The following is a 19,138-nucleotide window of genomic DNA, read 5'->3' as shown; positions in this document are numbered from 1 at the left end:
ACGCGCATGGCGATCCCGCTCACCTACATCGCGCGCAACCTGTGGACCCGGCGCCTCACCACCGCGCTCACCGCCGGCGGGATGGCGCTCGTGATCTTCGTGTTCGCGACCGTGCAGATGCTCGACGCGGGGCTCACGCAGACGCTCGTGTCGACCGGCGAAGCCGACAACGCGGTGGTGATCCGCAAGGGCGCCGAGACCGAGATCCAGAGTTCGATCGACCACCAGCAGGCCAACGCGCTCGAGATGCACCCGGCCGTCGCGCTCGGCCCCGACGGCCGGCCGCTCGTGTCGAGGGAAGCGGTCGTGCTGATCTCGCTCGTGAAGACGTCGAGCGGCAAACCGTCGAACGTCGTGATCCGCGGCGTGTCGCCGGCCGGGCTCGCGCTGCGCCCGCACGTGAAGCGCGTGGCCGGCCGGATGTTCGCGCCGGGCTCGTCGGAGATCGTCGTCGGCAGCGCGATCGCGAAAGGCTTCAGCGGCACGCAGCTCGGCGACAGCCTGCATTTCGCGCAGCGCGACTGGACCATCGTCGGCATCTTCGACGCGGGCGGCAGCGGTTTCGATTCGGAAATCTGGGGCGACGTCGACCAGTTGATGCAGTCGTTCCGGCGCACCAGCTATTCGTCGATGGTGCTGCGCATCCCGGGCGCCGACGGCTTCGCGCGCTTCAAGGCCGACATCGACGTCGACCCGCGGCTGACCGACGAGGCGAAACGCGAGCAGACGTTCTACGGCGACCAGTCGAAGTCGCTGTCGACGTTCATCAACATCCTCGGCATCACGCTGTCGACGATCTTCTCGATCGCCGCGATGATCGGCGCGATGATCACGATGTATGCGTCGGTCGCGAACCGCGTGGCCGAGATCGGCACGCTGCGCGCCCTCGGCTTCAAGCGCAGGAACGTGCTCGCCGCGTTCCTGCTCGAAGCGCTGCTGCTCGGCTTCGTCGGCGGCGTCGCGGGGCTCGCGTGCGCGTCGCTGATGCAGTTCGCGTCGTTCTCGACCACCAACTTCCAGACCTTCTCGGACCTGTCGTTCCGCTTCGTGCTGACGCCCGCGATCGTCGTGAAGACGCTGCTGTTCTCGCTCGTGATGGGGCTCGTCGGCGGGTTCCTGCCGGCGATGCGCGCCGCGCGGCTGAAGATCGTCGACGCGCTGCGCGCGCAGTGACGCGCGCCGCCGCTCACGTTCAACGCTCGCGCGGTACCCATGCGCCGTGGAACCCGGCCGGCACGCGGCGCGGCAGGTGCACGGTCGCGACTGGTTCGTCATCGATCGCGCGCGCATCGAGGATCACCACGTCGCTCGTATCGGTCGCCGCGCGGTAGACCATCACCAGCAGCCAGCCGTCGTCCTCGTCGGTGCCGCCCGGGCGCGGCACGAACACCGGCTCGCCGTTCTGGTCGCCGGGCGGCACGGCGTAATGCGTCGTCGTGCCGCGCGCGTGATCGAAGCGCATCACGCCGCGCATTTCCGCGTTGTTCGGCTGCTCGACCGCATACAGGTAGCGGTAGCGGCGCCCCGTCCGGCTGTCGTTGATGCGCGGCAATTCGATACCGCCGTCGGCGAGCGGCCCTTCGTCGACCAGCCCGTTCGCCGTGTCGATCACGTAGCGCCACAGCTCGCCGACCGGGTTGTCGGCGAAGCGGCCCGTGCGCGCATCGAACCGCAGGAACGACGGATAGCGCACCACGTCGAGCACGATGCACGACGCGTCGCAGTCGTATGCGTTCACGACGTGCTGGATGAAGCACGGCTCGACACCGAACCAGCGCACGGCGCCGCCGTGCCGCGGCATCACGCCGATGCGCGCGGGCCGGTCGTCGTGCCAGCGCAGCGGCATCCGGTGGCCCTGCTTCAGCAGCGAGAAGTCGTAGCCGACGTTCAGGTCGAGCAGCAGGCTGCGGGTTTCGGTGATCGCGAGGTCGTGCATCATCGACGGCGCATTCAGGTCGATTTCGACGTCGACGCGCTGCACGCCGTGCGCGTCGATCACGCCGTAGCGCAGCCACGGCGCGCGCCAGTCCGCACGGAACGCGATCAGTTCGCCGGTCACCGGATCGACCTTCGGATGCGCGGTCATTCCGCCGCCGAAGCCCGCGTGCCGCGCCGCCACGCCGAGCGAATCGAGCGCGGGCGTGATCGCGAGGGGCGCGCCGCCCTCGGCCAGCGCGAGCAATTCGCCCGCATGCTGCAGCACGTTCACGTTGGGATTGGTGTCGGGCAGATGCTGCACCTGCCCCGGCGCATGCACGGCGGCCCAGCGCTGCGTGCGCGCCCAGCGGTTCCGGTAGCCGGTCGCGCGGCCACGGTCGAACGCGATCGCGTGCAGCATCGCGGCTTCCGGCCACCACGACAGCATGTCGTTGCCTTCGAAGCGGCCGCCCGGCGGATTCGGGCCGTTGCGCAGCAACGTGCCGTCGAGTTCGCGCGGAATGGCGCCCGTCACGCGCAGGTCGACGACATCGACTTCGTCGGCGACCGGCGCGATCGCGCCGTGGTTCAGGTCGAATGCGGTCATCGCGTCGGCGCTCCGTCAGCAGTCTTCGGCGGACGGCGGCAGGTCGCCGCGCGCCAGCGCGAGCGCGTGGTCGCGCACGTCGTCCGGCCAGCCGGCAACCAGTTCGGCCAGCCGCGCCGGCTCGTTCGCGTACAGCGCCCGCGCGGCTTCCTCGAAACCGGGCAGGTCGCCCGCCATCGCCGACATGAAGTGATAGGCGCGCGCCTGCGCGTCGCGGTGCCGGTCGGCCGCCGCATGCGTGCGCCGCGCGTCCTCGACCAGCTTGCGCAGCGCGACCGACGCGCCGCCCGGCTGCGCGCCAAGCCATTCCCAGTGACGCGGCAGCAGCGTGACCTCACGCGATACGACGCCAAGCTTCGGCCGACCGCGGCCGCGCTGCTCGCCCGCGCCTGCCGGCGCGCCGGCGGCGCCGGGCACGTCGCCCGACGGCGGCGCATAGCGCACGCGGATGTCGTCGTCCGTGCCCCGCAGGTCGAGGTCGATCGAGCGGCCCGTCGCGTCGTCGAAGATCAGGATCGTGCCGTGCGTCGCGTCGCCGGCCGCCTGCCGGACCGCGAGCGCAACTGTCGCGAGCGGCCCCGACGCGAGCCGCCGGTGGCCGTCGAAGGCCGTGTACGAAGGAAGAAGCGTGGAGGTTGTCATCGTGGTCGCCCGCAGGCCGGGATCAGAATGGCGCTATTTTTATCCGGGTATTAATTGGATGTCAATATTATCCGGGTAAAAATTTGACGGCAGTGCCTCCCCCTCGGGCGACCACGGCGCCGGTCAGGCCGCCCGGACGGGCAACCAGGGCGGCTGCAACGCGACGGCGACACCGCCGACGGCGCTCCGCGCTGGCGTCCGGCACGCTCGCGCGCGTCCTGCCGGCTGGCGCGGACGACGCGCGCGCCGGACCGATCGATTCAAATGCTGAATCGATCAAGTCAGCAATTGGCATGAAAGCGAAGTTTTCGACATGACAGAATGGCCCGGACGCCTTGCCCGACTCGGCGCCCGGTGCCCTGCCTCCGGCCGGCGGCACCCATACGACAACATCACGCGCGCGCCGACGCGCCCGCCGCACGACGGCACCTTCCGTCCTTCGGAGGAGACAAGTCATGAATCCGCTTCACGCGCTGCCGGCGTCCGCGTCGGCAACGGTCCGGCGCACGCGCGTGCGCTGGCTCGTGCTGGCCGTCCTGTTCGCGGTCACGACAATCAACTACGCGGACCGCGCGGCGATCGCGATCGCGGGCCCGAGCCTTGCCCGCGCGCTGCACCTGAGCCACGTGCAGATCGGCTTCATCTTCTCCGCGTTCGGCTGGTCGTACGTGGTCGCGCAACTGCCGGGCGGCTGGCTGCTCGACCGCTACGGGTCGCGCATCGTCTACGCGTTCAGCATCTTCTTCTGGTCGCTGTTCACGCTGCTGCAGGGCTCGATCGGTTTCTTCGGCGGCGCGGCCGCGTTCGCGCTGCTGTTCGGGCTGCGCTTCCTCGTCGGCGCGGCCGAGGCGCCGTCGTTCCCGGCCAACAGCCGGATCGTGTCCGCGTGGTTCCCGGCTGCCGAGCGCGGCACCGCGTCCGCGATCTTCAACGCCGCGCAGTACGCGGCGACCGTCGTGTTCGCGCCGCTGATGGGCTGGCTCGTGCACGCGTTCGGCTGGCAGTCGGTGTTCGCGGTGATGGGCGTGCTCGGTTTCGCGTTCGTCATGGTGTGGAACCGCACGATGTACGACCCGAAGGACCACCCGAACGTCAACCGCGCGGAACTCGACTACCTCGCCGAAGGCGGCGCGCTCGTCAACATCGACCAGGCGACGGGCGGACGCGACGGCGGCCCGTCGATGCGTCACGTGAAGGCGCTGCTGAAGAACCGGATGCTGATCGGCGTGTACGTCGCGCAGTACTGCATCAACGCGCTCACCTATTTCTTCATCACGTGGTTTCCCGTCTATCTCGTGCAGGCGCGCGGGATGTCGATCCTGAACGCGGGGCTCGTCGCGTCGATCCCGGCCGTGTGCGGGTTCCTCGGCGGGATTCTCGGCGGCGTCGTGTCCGACGCGCTGCTCAAGCAGGGCCGGTCGCTGTCGGTCGCGCGCAAGGTGCCGATCGTGGCCGGCATGCTGCTGTCGATGTCGATGATCGTCTGCAACTACACCGATTCGCACGTGCTCGTCGTGCTGTTCATGGCGCTGTCGTTCTTCGGCAAGGGGCTCGGCGCGCTCGGCTGGGCCGTCAACGCCGACACCGCGCCGCGCCAGATCGCCGGGCTGAGCGGCGCGCTGCTCAACACCTGCGGCAACCTCTCCAGCATCACGACGCCGATCGCGATCGGCTACATCGTCGACCGCAGCGGCTCGTTCAACGGCGCGCTCGTCTATGTCGTCGCGCACGCGCTCGTCGCCGTGATCTGCTACCTGTTCGTCGTCGGCGAGATCGGCCGCGTCGAGCTTCAATGAACGGCGCGGGCCGCGCCGGCGCGTCCGGCGGCCCGCGCGCCACCGGAACCAGGAGCGAACCGATGTCCGAACCCAGCCGCGCGGGCACGCCGCGCGTCACGCGCATGCAGGTGATTCCCGTCGCCGGCCGCGACAGCATGCTGCTCAACCTGTGCGGCGCGCACGCGCCGTACTTCACGCGCAACCTGGTGATCCTCGACGACAGCAGCGGGCATACGGGCGTCGGCGAAGTGCCGGGCGGCGAAGGCATCCGCCACGCGCTCGAGCGCATGACGGATCTCGTGGTCGGCCAGTCGATCGGCCGCTACCAGGCGACCCTCAACGCGGTGCGTGCGGCGCTGTCCGGCGCGGGTGCCGGGGCGGGCCGCACGATCCGGCACGAGGTGACGTCGGCCGGCGAGGCCGCGGTGCTGCGGCAGCCGCACGAGATCAACCTGCGGCTCGACAACGTGATCACCGCGATCGAAGCCGCGCTGCTCGACCTGCTCGGCCAGCACCTCGACGTACCGGTCGCGGCGCTGCTCGGCGAAGGCCAGCAGCGCGAAGCGGTGCCGATGCTCGCGTACCTGTTCTATATCGGCGACCGGCGCCGCACCGACCTGCCGTATCGCGACGAGGCGCATGCGGCGAACGCGTGGTTCCGGCTGCGCAACGAAACGGCGCTCGCGCCGGCCGACATCGCGCGGCAGGCCGAAGCCGCGGTCGACCGCTACGGCTTCGCCGATTTCAAGCTGAAGGGCGGCGTGATGGCCGGCGCCGACGAGCTGGAAGCGATCGCGGCGATCAAGGCGCGCTTCCCCGATTCGCGCGCGACGCTCGACCCGAACGGCGCGTGGTCGCTCGACGAGGCCGTCGCGCTGTGCCGTGGGCAGGGCCACCTGCTCGCGTATGCGGAAGATCCGTGCGGGCCCGAAGGCGGCTATTCGGGCCGCGAGGTCATGGCCGAATTCCGCCGCGCGACGGGGATCCCGACCGCGACCAACATGATCGCGACCGACTGGCGGCAGATGGATCACGCGGTGCGGCTGCAGGCGGTCGACATCCCGCTCGCCGACCCGCATTTCTGGACGATGCAGGGCTCGGTGCGGCTCGCGCAGCTGTGCCGCGACTGGGGACTCACGTGGGGGTCGCACTCGAACAACCACTTCGACGTGTCGCTCGCGATGTTCACGCACGCGGCGGCCGCCGCGCCCGGCACGATCACCGCGATCGATACGCACTGGATCTGGCAGGAAGGCGACGCGCGGCTCACGCGCGAGCCGCTCGCGATCGTCGGCGGCAAGGTGGCCGTGCCGGAACGGCCGGGGCTCGGGATCGAGCTCGACATGGCGCAAGTCGAGACGGCGCATGCGTTGTACAACGCGGTGGGCGGCACCGCGCGGGATGACGCGGTCGCGATGCGCTATCTGGTACCGGGGTGGGCTTACGATCCGAAGCGGCCGAGTTTCGGGCGGGGGTGAGGGGAATGCGGGATGACGGGTGGCGGTTGCCAAATGCCGAAAACGGCCGCATCCTGCCGGCTGCCCGGATCGGCCCGCGCGGCGGATGGTCGGGCGCTCCCGCTCATCCGCGAAAGAACGCTCTCCATGACGTCATCCGATCCGACACTTCGGCAAATCATCGTCTTCATGCTGTATTCGGTGTTGTGTCTGCCGGCGAGCGTGACCGTCGCCAGCTATGTCGCAGCTCGGATTACGCGCAACGTATCGAATTTCGAAGGCGGTGCCGGTTACGCAGCGCTATGGTGGATCATCCTGCTGACCTGCGCGTTCTATGCGCTATCGATCGTCGTCGGCGCGCTGCTGCGGAAAAGAACGGCGATTCTCGCGGTCGTTACGGTGGGGGCGGCCGTGTTGTCGGTGCCGACGTTCCGGTTGGTTCAGGATCTGGCGACGTAGTCCGCCGGCTATCGGACCCGCAAAAACAAAAAGGCCCGATCTCGCGATCGGGCCTTTCGAATTCCGTTGGTGGAGCGGAGGAGGATCGAACTCCCGACCTTCGCATTGCGAACGCGACGCTCTCCCAGCTGAGCTACCGCCCCAACAGTCGACCATCATACACACGCATTTCTGCGCTTGGCAAGAGGGGTTACATCCCTCCGAGACATTACTTTGACGGCGCGCCGGCCAGCACCCATTCGACCACCGAACGGACATCGGCGTCGGTCATGCGCGGATGCGCGGGCATCGGAATCGCGCCCCAGACGCCCGAGCCGCCGTCCTTCACCTTCTTCGACAGCTTCGCGACGGCCTGCGGATCGGACTTGTAGCGCGCGGCAATATCCTTGAACGACGGGCCGACGAGCTTGCGGTCGACCGCGTGACAGCCCATGCAGGCGTTGCTGCGCGCAACCTTCAGGCCATCGCCGACGTCCGCGTGCGCTGCGCCCAGCGTGCCGACCACGAGCGCCGCGCCGGCGGCGCCCTGCACCATCCACTGTTTCATCTGCTTCATCCGCGCGCCCTTCATTGCGCCGGCGCCTTCGGGTTGCCCGGGTGCACGCTCGACGAATTCGAGATCGGGGCGGGCGACTGCAGCGGCGCGGACTGCACCGACGCGTCGGGTACCGCGCCGACCGTCGCGCTGTCCGCCGGCGCGGCGGCAGCCGGCACGCCGGATGCGCCGCTCGCGGGCGAGGCGGCCTGCAGCGCCTGCGCGTCCTGCGGCTTCACGTACTGGAACACCTTCACGACCTTCTCGACGCCCGGCACCTGGCTCGCGGCTTCCGCGCCGCGATTGCCTTCGTCCACCGTCACGAGGCCCATCAGGTAAAGGTTGCCGCGTTCGCTGACGACCTTGTAGTAGTTCGCCGAGATGCCCTTCGTCGCGATCAGCTCGGACTTCACGCGCCCTTCGAGATACGAGTCGTTCGCGCGCGACGACAACGACGACGCCGGCTCGACCGACAGCTCGTTGACGATGCCGTTCACGTTGTTGATGCCGCGCACGATTTCCTCGGCGCGCTGCTTCGACGCATCGTTCGGCACTTCACCCGTCAGCAGCACGCGGCGGTTGAACACCGTCACGTTCACGTGCGACTGGTCCGGCAGCCCGTTGTTGATCTGCGAAAGCGCCTTGACCTGGATCTCGCGGTCCTCCGTCTGCGCGCCGAGCGTCCGGCGATCGGTCGCGATCAGCGCGCCGCCGCCGGCCGCTGCACCCACGACTCCGAGCACACAACCCTGCAGCGACACGGCGAGGCCCGCCGTCAGCGCGGCGAGCAGCGTGGTTCTGACGAGCGTCTGTTTGACGCGGCTTTGATTCATCGACGGCTCTCCTTCGTTCAATCCTCACCCAGCAGCATCGCGTCGATGCCGTCGCACAGGCAGTGGATGGTCAGCAGATGGACTTCGTGGATGCGTGCCGCGCGAACGGCGTGCACGCTGATCGGAATATCGGTATCGGACAGCGCGGCCGCGACTGCATGGCCATTGCCGCCCGTCAGCGCGACGACGGTCATCTCGCGCTCGTGCGCCTCGTCGATCGCCGCCAGCACGCGCGGCGACGCGCCGCCCGCATCGAGCACCAGCAGGATGTCGCCGGTCTGGCCGAGCACGCGCACCTGCTGCGCGAACAGCTGCTCGGCGGCCGCCGCCCCCATGAGGCCGGCCTGCGACGCATCGGTGGCCAGCGCGATCGCCGGCAGGCCCGGACGCTCGCGCTCGAAGCCGCCGACGAGCGACGCGGCGAGATACTGCGCGGCAGCAGCCGACGGGCCGTCACCGCACGCGACGATCTTGTTGCCGTTCGCCAGCGCGGCGAACATCGCATCGACCGCGGCTGCGATCGGCAACGACAGCGCGTCGGCCGCTTCGGCGTGAAGCGCGGCGCTGTCGTGGAATTGTTGCTGAATACGTTCGACTGACATCGATTCCTGGTGAACTGGGCGCGTGGCACATTTCGCGCGACATCGTGGGTGCGGCGAGTTTACCGTACTCCGGCACCCTCTCCGGGGGTCCGGCAAGAACTCTTTACATCTCGTCACACGTCGCGGCTACGCATCGTCGGTACGAAATGCGTCGCGCAGCCACGCGAGCCGGCCGGCCTCGAACGCGACGACATCGAACCGGCACGCGGCACCGGCACCGTGCCGCGCCCAGAACTGCAGCGCCGCCGCCACGAGGCGCCGCCGCTTGCGCCAGCCGACGCTCGCGGCCGCGCCGCCGTGCCGGACACTGCGCCGTGCGCGCACCTCGACGAACACGAGCATGCCGTCGGGCTCGCGCATCACGAGATCGAGCTCGCCGCCGCGCATCGTCACGTTCGCCGCGACGAACCCGAGGCCGCGGCGCTCGAGAAACTGCCGCGCGCGCTGCTCGAACGCCGCACCGACCGGTTTGGATCGTGCCGCGCGGGAAAAGTTGTCGCCCGCGTGCGGCAATCCGCGCCCGTCGCCCGGGCTGGCCGGCGCCGCGTGGCACAATGCCGACCTTGTTCCGCTTGCGCCGCGATTGCGTGCATTGCCTGCCATGACTGCCCTCCTCGAACTCGCGCACACGCAGCACTACCCGGACGCCGCGCTTTACGTGGTCGCCACGCCGATCGGCAATACGGCCGACATCACGCTGCGCGCGCTGCACGTGCTCGGCCTCGCCGACCGCATCGCGGCCGAAGACACCCGCAACACCGGCCAGTTGCTCGCCCGCTACGGGATCTCGAAGCCGCTCCTGGCCGTGCACGAACACAACGAACGCGAAGCCGCGCAGCGCGTGATCGAACTGCTGCGTGGCGGCGAACGCGTGGCTTACGTCTCGGACGCCGGCACGCCCGGCATCTCGGACCCCGGCGCGCGGCTCGTCGACGCGGTGCGCGAGGCCGGCTTCGCGGTGATCCCGCTGCCGGGCGCGAGCGCGGCCGTGACCGCGCTGAGCGTGGCCGGCGACTGGGCCGGCGCGTTCACGTTCGCGGGCTTCCTGCCGCCGAAGGCCAAGCAGCGCGCCAGCGCGCTGCAGGCGCTGGTGTCGCACCCGTATGCACTGGTGTTCTACGAAGCGCCGCACCGGATCGCCGAAACCGTCGCCGCGCTCGCCGATGCATTCGGCCCCGCGCGTCGGCTGCTGATCGCGCGCGAACTCACCAAGCTACACGAGCAGCTGTTCCAGGGCACCCTGTCCGAAGGACAGACCTGGCTGGCCGGCGATGCGAACCGGCAGCGCGGCGAGTTCGTGCTGGTCGTCGAAGGCGCGCCGGCGTCGAGCGGCGAAGCCGACGACACCGCGCACGACGCGCTGCTCAGGCTGCTGCTGGAAGAAGTACCGGTGAAGAGCGCGGCCAAGCTCGCGGCCGCGCTGACGGGCGCATCGCGCAACACGCTGTATGCGCGTGCGCTCGCGCTGAAGGAAGGCTGACGCGGAACGACGCCGCGCCGAAACGACAAAGGGCTGCCGGAAGGCAGCCCTTTGTACTTGATGCTGGATGCTCGACGCGTGAGCGGACGAACCGCCGCGTTACTTCGCCGAGATCGACGCGAGCATTTCGTCGCGCGCCTCGCGCGCTTCCTGCGGCGACAGCCCCTCGATCTTCACGCGGCCCGTGCCGGCATGCACGAGGCCGATCAGCTTGGCAGCGGCATACGACAGGTCGAGCACACGGCCGCGCTTGAACGGCCCGCGATCGTTGACCTTCACGACGACCCACTTGCCGGTCGACGCATTCGTCACCTTGATGTACGACGACAGCGGCAGCGTGCGGTGCGCGGCGGTAAGCGCGTTCATGTTGAAGCGCTCGCCGTTCGCGGTGCGGCGGCCGTGGAAATCCCGCCCGTACCACGAAGCGCGGCCCGTCTGGCGGAAGTCGGATACATCCTTGCCGTCGATCGGCTCGGCGTCGGCCAGCGACGGCTTCTTCGCGTCCTTGCTGTCCGCGGCCGGCAGCGATGCCAGCGCGGAATCGAAATTGAGCGGCTGCTTGTCGTCGTCCGCCTTGGCGGCCGCGGCCGTCTTGTCGACCGCCTTCTTCTGGTTCACGCTGCCGGTGGTCTGGCTGGATGGCACCGCGCAGCCCGTCAGCGCAAAAAACAATGCAATGGTTCCGAATCGACTCGGAAAACGTAAATTCATCGACGTGTCGCCTTCTGGTTCGGGCCGCTCCGATACAACGCTGCTTCACAACGCAGATACGCGGCCCGGACGGCAAATGCGTGCACGCCCCGCTCGGATGCGAGCAGGCGGCTAGCATGGGCGCGGCTTTCGTCTATGCCGCAACCGTCCTGATTAGTTTTCACGTCTGGCGCAACCTGTCCCCAACAGCCTGACCAGACCCCACATGCCGCCATCGAACATGGCTCCACGTTCGCGCGCGTCGATACGACCAACGCACAGGAACGGCGGCACAGGCCTCATCCGGCGGCGCGGCAGCAGGGCCGCAGGCGGGCGCGCAGCACCCGGCCGGACAAGACGTGAGCACCGAATGCTCGGTGCTGGATACACCGCCGGACTCCCCGGCGGCTGATGCTTGACGGTGAATCGGACGCCTCTTTTAACGGGGCCGAAACACCAGCGAATGGCGTGAAATTCACGCGCAATGGGGCGCATTATACATAAATCAAAACGCCATCTCGAAAAGCACCCCCGACGGACCATTGATTCTCACTATGGCTGTAACAATCGGCATGCTCCGGGAATGCCCTCACCCGCGCGCCGCGGCACGCGTCGCACGAGCGGCAGGCGGCGCGCGCGACCGGTACAATCGCTCCTTTTAGCCGCCGGTGCCTCCATGAAAGTCACGCTCATTCCGGTCACGCCGTTCCAGCAGAACTGCTCGCTGCTCGTCTGCGAGAAAACGGGCCGTGCCGCCGTCGTCGATCCGGGCGGCGATCTCGACCGGATCCAGCAGGAAATCGCGCGGCAGAACGTGCAGGTCGAGAAAGTGCTGCTCACGCACGGGCACATCGATCACTGCGCGGGCGCGAAGACGCTCGCGACGCACTACGGCGTGCCCATCGAGGGGCCGCAGGAAGAAGAACGCTTCTGGATCGAGAAGCTGCCGATGCAGAGCGAGCGCTTCGGCTTTCCGGCCGCCGACACCTTCGAGCCCGACCGCTGGCTGAACGACGGCGACACCGTGCAGTTCGGCGACGAGACGCTCGAGGTCTATCACTGCCCGGGCCACACGCCCGGCCACGTCGTGTTCTTCAGCCGCGCACACCGCATCGCGATCGTCGGCGACGTGCTGTTCGCGGGCTCGATCGGCCGGACCGATTTCCCGCGCGGCAACCACGAGGATCTCGTCCGTTCGATCAAGGAGAAGCTGTGGCCGCTCGGCGACGACGTCACGTTCGTGCCGGGCCACGGCCCGGTGTCGACGTTCGGCGACGAGCGCCGCACGAACCCGTTCGTGTCAGACAAGGTATTCGGATGAACCAGACCGCCATCCCGGAAATCTACGTCAGCACCGACGTCGAGGCCGACGGCCCGATTCCCGGCCCGCACTCGATGCTGAGCTTCGCGTCGGCCGCCTATACCGAGGACAAGCAGCTAATCGCGACGTTCTCGGCCAACCTCGAGACGCTGCCCGGCGCGCAGGCGCACCCGGTGCAGGAAGCGTGGTGGAAGACCGAACCGGAAGCCTGGGCCGCGTGCCGGCGCGACCTGCAGGCGCCCGAGGCGGCGCTGGTCGCGTACGTCGACTGGGTCGAAGCGCTGCCCGGCAAGCCCGTGTTCGTCGCGATGCCGGCCGGCTTCGATTTCACGTTCATGTTCTGGTACATGATGCGCTTCGCGGGACGTTGCCCGTTCTCGTGGTCCGCGCTCGACATCAAGACGCTCGCGTTCGCGATGACGGGCCTGCCGTACCGCAAGGCGATCAAGCCGCGCTTTCCGAAGCACTGGTTCGACGACCATCCGCACACGCACGTCGCGCTCGACGACGCGATCGAGCAAGGCGCGCTGTTCTGCAACATGCTCGCCGACCTGCGCCGCCAGCAGGCCGCGCTCGCCGGCCTCGCCGTATCGGACACCGATCGGTCGGAGCGCGCGGGGGCGGGACAAAACCCCACGGATCCGCGAGCAAATTAGCGAATCTCGCTCACCAGCGCCACGCCAGATTGCCTTTCCTTTCCCGGCCCTCTAACATTCAGCATGTTGTTGCTGCCGCATGGAGGCGCAGGTGACGCTCGATTCCTTTTCGCAAAAAATCCTTCGCCTGTTGCAGCTCGACGCGCGCCGTTCCGTTCAGGAAATTTCCGACCAGGTCGGCCTGTCGAGCACGCCGTGCTGGCGCCGCATCAAGGACATGGAACAGTCGGGCGTGATCCAGCGCTACACGGCGCTGCTCGATCGCGAGAAGCTCGGCCTGCACGTCTGCGCGCTCGCGCACGTGCACCTGACACGCCACAACGAAGGCGGCGTCGAGCAGTTCGAGCGCGAGATCGCGACCTGCCCGGAAGTCACCGAGTGCTACAGCACGACGGGCGAAGCCGATTACATCCTCAAGATCGTCGCGCCGGACATCAAGGCATACGACGTGTTCCTGCACGAGCGCATCTTCAAGATCCCCGCCGTGTCGCAGGTGCGCACGAGCGTCGTGCTGCGCGAAATCAAGTTCGACACGCAACTGCCGCTGTAACGCGCGGGCCGGCCCGGCCGGTGCGCGGCGTGCGCGGCGTGCGCGGCCGCCGGCCGCCGGTCACGCACGCGCGGGCATCGCGCGCGTGAAGCCGATCCGGCGCGCGCCGAACTCGCGCTCCAGCGCACCGACGTCGATCCGGCCGGCCAGCGCCGCATCGGTATCGTGCGGATCGCTGACGAGCGTCACATCGATCTCGAGCCCCGTACTCAGGTAATGCAGGTTGATCGCCGCTGCCTGCAGCCCGCGCTGCGCGAGCGCGGCCTCGAGCCGTGCCGCGATCTCGCCGCGCGGCGGTAGCGCGAGCGCCGGACGGCGCGCCGCGTCGTTCTCCGGATCGACATGGATCAGCGCGTCGAGCACGCGCGGGTCGGACAGCACACGCGCACGCGCGGTTTCGGCAATGTAGTGCCCTTCGGATACGGAAATCTTCGGATCGACGAGGATGTGCGCGTCGACGAGCGCGGCATCGCCCATCTTGCGCGTGCGCAGGTCGTGCACGTCGCGTACGCCGGGCGTCGCCGCGAGCAGCGCGCGGATCTCGGCCGTATCGCCCATATCGAGCGCGCGGTCGGACAGGTCCTGCAGCGCGTCATAGCCGAAAGTCCAGCCCATCCGCGCGACCATGAAGCCGACGATCGCGGCCGCGATCGGGTCGAGCAGCTTCACGCCGGCCAGGCTGCCGACGATGCCGATCGCGACGACCAGCGACGAGGCGGCATCCGAACGCGCATGCCATGCATTCGCGACGAGCATCGCCGAACGCACGCGCCGCGCCTCGCGCAGCATGTAGCGAAACAGCGCCTCTTTCGACACGAGTACCGTCAGCGCCACGACCAGCGCGGAAAAATGGACGGCGGGGATATTGTCGAGATTGACGAGGCGGTCGCCGGCGCGCCAGAGCATGCCGATCCCGACCGCGATCAGGATCGCGCCGAGAAACAATGATGCGACCGTCTCGTAGCGGCTATGACCGTAATTGTGGTCGGCATCGGGCGATGCGCCACTATGACGATTCGCAACCAGCACGACAAAATCCGAGATCAAATCGGATATCGAATGCACACCGTCGGCAATCAACGCCTGCGAATGCGCAATCGTACCGACGACGATCTGAAATGTGGCGAGCACCACATTCAGCACAATACTGACGAGCGTGCTCTTGCGCGCAACCGTGTGCTTATCTGCGCTCTGCGCGTCGCCGGAAAACGTGGACATGAAATATGAGATATCGGTGTGCGATACGCAATTCTATCAAACGCGCGTCGCGAACCCGCTCAATACCCGAAAATTTCTTATTCAAATCAATCGCTTATACGAACGTGTCGCATTTTCATTCACATGGCGATTATTACATTTTCATGACAGTGTTTGCAGGGCGGCTGCGTCCGGAAACAAAAAAGCCGCGCTCCTGAACGGACACGCGGCTCTTTCGAAGCGCAGACGACTTAAACAAACGTTTAAATCGCAAACTGTTCGCGGTTCTTGCCTGCAATCCAGCGCGGCGGCTTGCCACGGCCCGACCACGTCGCGCCCGTTTCCGGATCGCGGTACTTCGCGGCCACGCCTGCGCGCGGACGGCCAACCTTGCCTGCCTTCGCGCGGCTGAGACCGAGTTCGGCGAGCGAAAAGCCGTAGTCGGCAATTTTCTGCTTCACGTCATTCAGCACTTCAGCGTATTCACGCGACTTCGCTTCTTCGATTTGCTTCTCCAGCTTCTCCCGCTGGGCCAGCAGGTCCTTGTAAGAAGACATAGTTTCCCTTTCTATCTGACTAATGGCGCCGGTCTGCAGCCAGCTCACCATTCATGAAATATATGTGCCTCGGATTTTCGAAGGCAGAGATTAGCACAAAAAAGATTTGATAGAAGCGAGATTCACGAAAATCCCGAGATCAATTGTAATTCGCGCATGTCATTTTGACCGGCCGCGGCCTTTTCTCAAATTTTTACGTCTCCGTACAGAGATTAGGACATTAGCGATTGCCTATTCTGACTATCAACATACGCAATTACCCTGTATTCGGGAAAATAGAAGCTTTCATCGGACGACAGCTTTGCGAAAACCACATGACGCGGTTTGCTAAACGGACAAATCACTGACCCGCGACGTCACGTCACACCGCGTGCGCATGCCGTCAGCCGGTCGCGCAGCGCGCCGAGATCGGCCGACGGCGCATCGAAGGGCGTACGCACCCGGCGGCCGTCGTATCGCCAGTCGGCGCCGTGGCAATCGACGCCGAGCAGGTCGAGCCCGTCGCGGCGCGCCTCGCCCGTCTCGTAGGCGTTCCACAGCGCCTGCTCGTCGTCGAACGCGAGCGGCGGCCGTGCATCGAGATGCGGGCCGTCGACCCAGCCCATCCGCCCGAAACCGCCGATATAGCGCAGCCGCTCGATCTCGAGCGCCCAGAACGCGAAATCGCCGAGTGCGAGATAGCGCGCGGCGTCCGGCTCGTAGCGCAGGTAGCGCGCGGCGACATGCGGATCGTCGCCGAGCGGCACGAACCGGCCGAGCAGCGTCGCACGCTCGGCGTTCAGCACGTCGCCATCCGGCGCGTCGACGACCAGGAAGCCCGCGCGCGGATCGGCGGCGAGATTGCGCGTGTGCTCGGCCAGGCCGCTGACGAGGATCACGGGCCGATGGCTTGCATCGGGTGCAAACGGGACGACCGTCGGATACGGGAAACCCTGTGGTTCGCGCGTATGAGTGGCGAGCGTGCCGAGCGCGCAACGGTGCAGCAAATGCAGCGCGAGGGCGGGATCGATGTTCAAGAGGACTCCTGCGGTCGAAGGGCGGCGCGTCGTTCATGCCGCATACGATTCGATGTTACCCGCCGGCGCGACGCGCCGCGCATCGACCGAATGGCCAATGCGGCCCGGCCGTCCGATCGTCGGCCGAACGGCAGTGCCCGGCACGATCGTAAGCGGTTCGATAGAATCGGACGATTCCGACGGACGCCGCGTGCGTCCGCGCATTTCTCCTGGCGAGCCTTTCCGTGTCCGAATCCTCTTCTCCCGAATCGTCGTCCCCGTTCGCCGCGCCGCCCGACGCGCACCGCGTGCTGCCGCTGCCGGCCCTCCAGCGCGCGCGCACGGCGTCGATGGCGCTGTTCTTCGTCGCCGGCATGATGTACGCGTCCTGGGGCGTGCACGTGCCGACCGTACGCGACAAGTTCGCGCTGAGCCCCGGCCTGCTGTCGATCGCGCTGTTCGCGGTCGCCGGCGGCTCGATCGCCGCGATGCTGACCATCGCGCACTGGATCACCCGCGTCGGCTCGCGCACCGCGTGCCTCGCCGGCGGGCTCGTGATGTCAGCGTGCGCGGCGCTGATCCTCGTCGTGCCCGACTACTGGATGCTGCTCGCGGTGCTCGCGCTGTTCGGCTTCTCGATGGCCACGCTCGACGTCGCGATGAACGCCGAGGCGAGCGCGGTCGAGATCGCGCTCGGCAAGCCGATCATGTCGTCGCTGCACGGGATGTTCAGCATCGGCGGGATGGCGGGCGCGGCCGCCGGCGGCGCGCTGCTGTCGGCGGGCATGGCGCCGGCCGTGCACCTCGCACTCGCGGCGGCCGTGAGCGCGGCGGTGCTCGTGGCCGCCAGCCCGGCCGTGCTGCCGCACGTGCCGCACCACGAACACGCGCACGGCGGCGGCAACCGCTGGCGCTCGCCCGCGTTGTGGATGCTCGGCGGCATCGCGCTGATCGCACTGGTCGCCGAAGGCGCGATGTACGACTGGGCGACGGTCTACATGCGCGACGTCGTCGCGGCGAGCCCCGCGCTCGCGAGCGCCGCGTATGCGGCGTTCTCGGGCGGGATGGCCGTCGCGCGCTTCGCGGGCGACGCCGTGCGTGCGCGCTTCGGCGCGCCGCAGCTCGTATTCGCGAGCGCGTCGCTCGCATGCGCGGGGATGATCGGTGCGCTGCTGCTGCCGAATCCGGCCGCGGTGCTGACCGGCTTCACGCTGATGGGCCTCGGCCTCGCGAACATGATGCCCGTGCTGTTCGCGGCCGCCGCGCGCGTGAAGGGCATCCACGCGGCCGAAGGGCTCGCGCACGTGGCGGGGCTCGCGTATTTCGGACTGCTGTTCGGTCCGGTCGTGATCGGTGCGGTCGCGCAGGCCGCGAACCTGACGATCGGCCTGTCGGTCGTCGCGCTGTGCGCGGCACTCGTCGCGCTCGTCGCGCCGAGGGTGCTCGCCCATCTGAAGATCTGACGGTACGACGCACACCGACCCGAACGGCCCAAAGGAAACCAAAAGAAAACGCGCATGCGTTGCCGCATGCGCGTTTTCACCCCTTCTGTTGACCGCTTGTCGCGTTACATCTTCACTTCGTCGAGCAGCGACTTCTTGCCGCCCTTGTAGTTGTACAGCGAGATCACGCCGTGCTGCAGGTCGCCCTTCGAGTCGAAGGTCGTCGTGCCGATCACGCCCGAGTAGTTCGTCGTCGGCATCGCCGCGAGGATCTTCGCCGGGTCCGTCGAGTTCGCGCGCTTCATCGCGTCGACGATGATGTACACGGCGTCATACGTGAACGGTGCGTAGATCTGGATCGGCTGGCCGAAGCGCTTCTCGTACTTCGCCTTGAACGCCGCGCCGCCCGCCATCTTCTCGAGCGAGGCACCGGCTTCCGAGCACACCACGTTGTCGGTCGCATCGCCGGCCAGGTCGGCCAGCTTTTCCGTGCACACGCCGTCGCCCGCGAAGATCTTCGCGCGCAGGCCGAGCTGCTTCGCCTGTTTCGCGAACGGGCCGCCGGTGGCGTCCATGCCGCCGTACATGATCGCGTCGGGGTTCTCGCCCTTGATCTTGGTCAGAATCGCGCGGAAGTCGACCGCCTTGTCGTTCGTCGCGTCATGCGACATCACCTTCAGGCCGAGCGCCTTCGCCTTCTTCTCGAACTCGTTCGCGAGACCCTGGCCGTATGCGGTCGAATCGTCGACCACCGCCACGCTCTTGATGCCCTTCGAGTGCGCGTAGTTCGCCAGTGCCGGGCCCTGTTGCGCATCGGTCGCGACCACGCGGTACGTGGTCTTGAAGCCTTGCTGCGTATAGGCCGGGTTGGTCGCCGACGGCGAGATCTGCACGATGCCCGCATCGCTGTAGATCTTCGAGGCCGGGATCGACGTGCCCGAGTTCAGGTGGCCGACCACGGCGACGACCTTGTCGTCGACGAGCTTCTGCGCAACCTGCGTGGCCTGCCGCGGGTCGGCCGCGTCATCCTGCGGGTCGAGTTGCAGCGTGATCTTCTGGCCGCCGATCGTGAGACCCTTCGCGTTGATCTCCTCGACTGCGAGACGCGCACCGTTTTCGTTGTCCTTGCCCAGGTGTGCAATGCCGCCCGTCAACGGCGCGACGTGGCCGATCTTGACGACTTGATCGGCGGACGCGTTGCTTGCAGCTGCAGCGCACAGCATTGCTGCGGCGGTGATCGGCAACAGCTTTTGCATCTTGATATTCATGTAAGTCTCCAGTTCGGTCCCAATAAACGCCATCGCCCGGTGCCCCGCTGCCATCCCTGTGTTTGCAATCACTGGACGATTCGCCGGATGCATCGTTCATGCACTTGGCCTCAAGCACGTGAAAACAGCCGCTTTTAGCAGCCGCCCCCGTC

At 67.6% G+C, this 19,138-nt stretch carries 20 protein-coding genes and 1 tRNA gene; 9 read left to right on the top strand and 12 right to left on the bottom strand.

The window, feature by feature from the left end; all coding sequences use genetic code 11:
- Window positions 1–6 precede the first annotated feature (6 nt).
- Window positions 7–1,173 (top strand): ABC transporter permease, encoded by a 1,167-nt coding sequence (locus tag AC0KUR_RS30375; RefSeq protein WP_034188040.1) that lies wholly within the window; start codon window positions 7–9, stop codon window positions 1,171–1,173.
- A gap of 19 nt (window positions 1,174–1,192) precedes the next feature.
- Here the strand turns inward: AC0KUR_RS30375 and AC0KUR_RS30370 are convergent, their stop codons facing one another.
- Entirely contained in the window at window positions 1,193–2,524 is a 1,332-nt protein-coding gene (locus AC0KUR_RS30370; RefSeq protein ID WP_473376801.1) for a carotenoid oxygenase family protein, read from the bottom strand.
- A 15-nt stretch (window positions 2,525–2,539) separates the two neighbouring features.
- Window positions 2,540–3,166 (bottom strand): DUF2239 family protein, encoded by a 627-nt coding sequence (locus AC0KUR_RS30365; protein WP_473376800.1) that lies wholly within the window; start codon window positions 3,164–3,166, stop codon window positions 2,540–2,542.
- A 455-nt stretch (window positions 3,167–3,621) separates the two neighbouring features.
- Here AC0KUR_RS30365 and AC0KUR_RS30360 point away from each other — a divergent pair, with 455 nt between their 5' ends.
- From AC0KUR_RS30360 to AC0KUR_RS30350, 3 genes are all read left to right on the top strand, one after another.
- A complete protein-coding gene (locus AC0KUR_RS30360; RefSeq protein WP_473376799.1) occupies window positions 3,622–4,962 on the top strand; it encodes an MFS transporter in 1,341 nt (446 codons plus the stop codon).
- Window positions 4,963–5,024: 62 nt separating this feature from the next.
- The gene (locus AC0KUR_RS30355; protein WP_473376798.1) at window positions 5,025–6,422 is read left to right on the top strand and encodes an enolase C-terminal domain-like protein; all 1,398 of its coding nucleotides are present in this window, start codon (window positions 5,025–5,027) and stop codon (window positions 6,420–6,422) included.
- A gap of 126 nt (window positions 6,423–6,548) precedes the next feature.
- Window positions 6,549–6,860 carry a hypothetical protein gene (locus tag AC0KUR_RS30350; RefSeq protein WP_034188044.1) on the top strand — a complete coding sequence of 104 codons (312 nt, stop codon included), beginning with the start codon at window positions 6,549–6,551 and terminating at the stop codon, window positions 6,858–6,860.
- A gap of 67 nt (window positions 6,861–6,927) precedes the next feature.
- Here AC0KUR_RS30350 and AC0KUR_RS30345 read toward each other — a convergent pair.
- From AC0KUR_RS30345 to AC0KUR_RS30325, 5 genes are all read right to left on the bottom strand, one after another.
- Window positions 6,928–7,003: transfer RNA gene (locus AC0KUR_RS30345), tRNA-Ala, on the bottom strand.
- 65 nt (window positions 7,004–7,068) lie between these two features.
- The gene (locus AC0KUR_RS30340) at window positions 7,069–7,416 is read right to left on the bottom strand and encodes a c-type cytochrome (RefSeq protein WP_404824023.1); all 348 of its coding nucleotides are present in this window, start codon (window positions 7,414–7,416) and stop codon (window positions 7,069–7,071) included.
- Between the two features lie 11 nt (window positions 7,417–7,427).
- On the bottom strand, window positions 7,428–8,228 hold the full coding sequence (locus AC0KUR_RS30335; protein ID WP_069707016.1) for a BON domain-containing protein: 801 nt from the start codon (window positions 8,226–8,228) through the stop codon (window positions 7,428–7,430).
- Between the two features lie 17 nt (window positions 8,229–8,245).
- Entirely contained in the window at window positions 8,246–8,830 is a 585-nt protein-coding gene (locus AC0KUR_RS30330) for an SIS domain-containing protein (RefSeq protein WP_059559351.1), read from the bottom strand.
- 126 nt (window positions 8,831–8,956) lie between these two features.
- Window positions 8,957–9,385 (bottom strand): YraN family protein, encoded by a 429-nt coding sequence (locus AC0KUR_RS30325; RefSeq protein ID WP_473376811.1) that lies wholly within the window; start codon window positions 9,383–9,385, stop codon window positions 8,957–8,959.
- A gap of 46 nt (window positions 9,386–9,431) precedes the next feature.
- On the opposite strand from AC0KUR_RS30325, the gene rsmI reads away from it, so the two are divergent.
- Window positions 9,432–10,310 carry a 16S rRNA (cytidine(1402)-2'-O)-methyltransferase gene (gene rsmI, locus AC0KUR_RS30320; RefSeq protein ID WP_034188058.1) on the top strand — a complete coding sequence of 293 codons (879 nt, stop codon included), beginning with the start codon at window positions 9,432–9,434 and terminating at the stop codon, window positions 10,308–10,310.
- Between the two features lie 99 nt (window positions 10,311–10,409).
- Here the strand turns inward: rsmI and AC0KUR_RS30315 are convergent, their stop codons facing one another.
- A complete protein-coding gene (locus AC0KUR_RS30315) occupies window positions 10,410–11,021 on the bottom strand; it encodes a septal ring lytic transglycosylase RlpA family protein (protein WP_034188059.1) in 612 nt (203 codons plus the stop codon).
- A gap of 655 nt (window positions 11,022–11,676) precedes the next feature.
- Here AC0KUR_RS30315 and AC0KUR_RS30310 point away from each other — a divergent pair.
- From AC0KUR_RS30310 to AC0KUR_RS30300, 3 genes are all read left to right on the top strand, one after another.
- The gene (locus AC0KUR_RS30310) at window positions 11,677–12,321 is read left to right on the top strand and encodes an MBL fold metallo-hydrolase (protein WP_175028533.1); all 645 of its coding nucleotides are present in this window, start codon (window positions 11,677–11,679) and stop codon (window positions 12,319–12,321) included.
- Window positions 12,318–12,977: a 3'-5' exonuclease family protein gene (locus AC0KUR_RS30305; protein ID WP_049030364.1), complete on the top strand. Its 660-nt coding sequence runs from the start codon at window positions 12,318–12,320 to the stop codon at window positions 12,975–12,977. The genes AC0KUR_RS30310 and AC0KUR_RS30305 overlap by 4 nt, the downstream gene beginning before the upstream one ends.
- Window positions 12,978–13,056: 79 nt before the next feature.
- Window positions 13,057–13,527: an Lrp/AsnC family transcriptional regulator gene (locus AC0KUR_RS30300; RefSeq protein ID WP_006477376.1), complete on the top strand. Its 471-nt coding sequence runs from the start codon at window positions 13,057–13,059 to the stop codon at window positions 13,525–13,527.
- A 60-nt stretch (window positions 13,528–13,587) separates the two neighbouring features.
- Here AC0KUR_RS30300 and AC0KUR_RS30295 read toward each other — a convergent pair whose 3' ends face one another.
- The 3 genes from AC0KUR_RS30295 to AC0KUR_RS30285 all read right to left on the bottom strand — a co-directional run bounded on the left by AC0KUR_RS30295 (window position 13,588) and on the right by AC0KUR_RS30285 (window position 16,297).
- The gene (locus AC0KUR_RS30295; protein ID WP_034188062.1) at window positions 13,588–14,745 is read right to left on the bottom strand and encodes a cation diffusion facilitator family transporter; all 1,158 of its coding nucleotides are present in this window, start codon (window positions 14,743–14,745) and stop codon (window positions 13,588–13,590) included.
- 242 nt (window positions 14,746–14,987) lie between these two features.
- Window positions 14,988–15,281, bottom strand: a complete 294-nt coding sequence (locus tag AC0KUR_RS30290) for an H-NS histone family protein (RefSeq protein WP_006491875.1) — start codon at window positions 15,279–15,281, stop codon at window positions 14,988–14,990.
- A gap of 356 nt (window positions 15,282–15,637) precedes the next feature.
- Window positions 15,638–16,297, bottom strand: coding sequence for a HugZ family pyridoxamine 5'-phosphate oxidase (locus tag AC0KUR_RS30285; RefSeq protein ID WP_059559362.1), 660 nt, complete (start codon window positions 16,295–16,297; stop codon window positions 15,638–15,640).
- Window positions 16,298–16,521: 224 nt separating this feature from the next.
- Between AC0KUR_RS30285 and AC0KUR_RS30280 the strand changes: the two genes are divergently transcribed.
- Window positions 16,522–17,739, top strand: coding sequence for an MFS transporter (locus tag AC0KUR_RS30280; protein WP_175028532.1), 1,218 nt, complete (start codon window positions 16,522–16,524; stop codon window positions 17,737–17,739).
- 104 nt (window positions 17,740–17,843) lie between these two features.
- On the opposite strand, the gene AC0KUR_RS30275 is transcribed toward AC0KUR_RS30280, so the two are convergent.
- A complete protein-coding gene (locus tag AC0KUR_RS30275; protein ID WP_034188065.1) occupies window positions 17,844–18,986 on the bottom strand; it encodes a branched-chain amino acid ABC transporter substrate-binding protein in 1,143 nt (380 codons plus the stop codon).
- Window positions 18,987–19,138: the final 152 nt, after the last annotated feature.

It is taken from the genome of Burkholderia sp. YHN3-13, from assembly GCF_055810675.1.
Note: the sequence above shows the minus strand (reverse complement) of the source record. Positions and strands in the feature narration are given on the sequence as shown.

What these genes read in the sequence shown, in the direction of transcription:
- AC0KUR_RS30375 (WP_034188040.1), top strand. Translation starts at nt 7, where the DNA reads ATGGCGATCCCGCTCACCTACATCGCGCGCAACCTGTGGACCCGGCGC.
- AC0KUR_RS30370 (WP_473376801.1), bottom strand. Translation starts at nt 2,524, where the DNA reads ATGACCGCATTCGACCTGAACCACGGCGCGATCGCGCCGGTCGCCGAC.
- AC0KUR_RS30365 (WP_473376800.1), bottom strand. Translation starts at nt 3,166, where the DNA reads ATGACAACCTCCACGCTTCTTCCTTCGTACACGGCCTTCGACGGCCAC.
- AC0KUR_RS30360 (WP_473376799.1), top strand. Translation starts at nt 3,622, where the DNA reads ATGAATCCGCTTCACGCGCTGCCGGCGTCCGCGTCGGCAACGGTCCGG.
- AC0KUR_RS30355 (WP_473376798.1), top strand. Translation starts at nt 5,025, where the DNA reads ATGTCCGAACCCAGCCGCGCGGGCACGCCGCGCGTCACGCGCATGCAG.
- AC0KUR_RS30350 (WP_034188044.1), top strand. Translation starts at nt 6,549, where the DNA reads ATGACGTCATCCGATCCGACACTTCGGCAAATCATCGTCTTCATGCTG.
- AC0KUR_RS30340 (WP_404824023.1), bottom strand. Translation starts at nt 7,416, where the DNA reads ATGAAGCAGATGAAACAGTGGATGGTGCAGGGCGCCGCCGGCGCGGCG.
- AC0KUR_RS30335 (WP_069707016.1), bottom strand. Translation starts at nt 8,228, where the DNA reads ATGAATCAAAGCCGCGTCAAACAGACGCTCGTCAGAACCACGCTGCTC.
- AC0KUR_RS30330 (WP_059559351.1), bottom strand. Translation starts at nt 8,830, where the DNA reads ATGTCAGTCGAACGTATTCAGCAACAATTCCACGACAGCGCCGCGCTT.
- rsmI (WP_034188058.1), top strand. Translation starts at nt 9,432, where the DNA reads ATGACTGCCCTCCTCGAACTCGCGCACACGCAGCACTACCCGGACGCC.
- AC0KUR_RS30315 (WP_034188059.1), bottom strand. Translation starts at nt 11,021, where the DNA reads ATGAATTTACGTTTTCCGAGTCGATTCGGAACCATTGCATTGTTTTTT.
- AC0KUR_RS30310 (WP_175028533.1), top strand. Translation starts at nt 11,677, where the DNA reads ATGAAAGTCACGCTCATTCCGGTCACGCCGTTCCAGCAGAACTGCTCG.
- AC0KUR_RS30305 (WP_049030364.1), top strand. Translation starts at nt 12,318, where the DNA reads ATGAACCAGACCGCCATCCCGGAAATCTACGTCAGCACCGACGTCGAG.
- AC0KUR_RS30300 (WP_006477376.1), top strand. Translation starts at nt 13,057, where the DNA reads ATGGAGGCGCAGGTGACGCTCGATTCCTTTTCGCAAAAAATCCTTCGC.
- AC0KUR_RS30295 (WP_034188062.1), bottom strand. Translation starts at nt 14,745, where the DNA reads ATGTCCACGTTTTCCGGCGACGCGCAGAGCGCAGATAAGCACACGGTT.
- AC0KUR_RS30290 (WP_006491875.1), bottom strand. Translation starts at nt 15,281, where the DNA reads ATGTCTTCTTACAAGGACCTGCTGGCCCAGCGGGAGAAGCTGGAGAAG.
- AC0KUR_RS30275 (WP_034188065.1), bottom strand. Translation starts at nt 18,986, where the DNA reads ATGAATATCAAGATGCAAAAGCTGTTGCCGATCACCGCCGCAGCAATG.